The sequence below is a fragment of the Cytobacillus sp. IB215316 genome, assembly GCF_033963865.1.
Classification (GTDB): domain Bacteria; phylum Bacillota; class Bacilli; order Bacillales; family SM2101; genus Nanhaiella; species Nanhaiella sioensis.
This window is the reverse complement of sequence record NZ_JAXBMC010000062.1, coordinates 1-874: the sequence shown is the minus strand read 5'-3', so window position 1 is coordinate 874 and position 874 is coordinate 1. Positions and strand designations below refer to the sequence as shown.

The window sequence follows — 874 nt, the reverse complement described above, 5'->3', positions numbered from 1 at the left end:
GATTTGCGCCATATTGTTGAATAAGAAGGTTCGGTAATCTACATTTTGAATTATGTAGATTTTTTTTTACCAAATTCAAATATAATAAAGGTATGGGGTGATTAAATGAAGCGAATAATAATTATTTTACAAATCATAATACTGGTAGCGTGTACTAACTCTTATAATGACTTTGATGATTTTAGAATATATGAATCCTATTATGGACACGGGAGTAATGAGGATTTTAGTGAACAATTCGTAAAATACTCTATAACTGTATATTACAAAGAGGGAATGGTTTTTGATACTAATAGCATTGAACCAGTATTAGGGGCATGGATACAAGGTAGAATGATAAATCATGAGATTAGTAATATTAATGAAAATCAAAATGAGAATTTCATTAATATTGAAGGTACAGTACATTATGATTCAGATGGTCTTACTAAAGAGAGCATTGACCGAAAAGATAGTTATGAGAAATCGATTTTGGGCATAGTATTTCAATTAGGTGATGGCCATAAATATAAAGTAACTGGATTTGGAGAATCAACAATAGTAGAAGAATTAACTGAATGAAGTTAAGAATAGCATACGCAATTGAACTTTACTATAAATATCTAACTTAAAAACTCCTTATTAGTAAAGCATGATTATAATTAAGAATATGAGAGAGGTGCATATATTATGGGAAGAATTATTACAAAAGGCGAGATAGACTATAGTTATGTAAATTATATTTTAGTTTTTTTATTTTCGCTCTTCACTCTAAGAAAGATAAAAAGAATTGAAGAAACCAGAAAAGTTCTAAAGAAAAAGTTTGTTGAAATTAATTATAAAATATAGTGATTGATTTTTTTGATTTGGAAACTATTTGGCACCCTTTCCAAAA

1 protein-coding gene is annotated in these 874 nt (G+C 27.7%); it reads left to right on the top strand.

Annotation, left to right across the window (positions count from 1 at the left end; translation table 11 throughout):
• The first annotated feature begins 105 nt into the window (after window positions 1-105).
• Window positions 106-561, top strand: a complete 456-nt coding sequence (locus SLH48_RS22390; RefSeq protein WP_320259924.1) for a hypothetical protein — start codon at window positions 106-108, stop codon at window positions 559-561.
• The last annotated feature ends 313 nt before the right edge of the window (window positions 562-874 follow it).

What these genes read in the sequence shown, in the direction of transcription:
- SLH48_RS22390 (WP_320259924.1), top strand. Translation starts at nt 106, where the DNA reads ATGAAGCGAATAATAATTATTTTACAAATCATAATACTGGTAGCGTGT.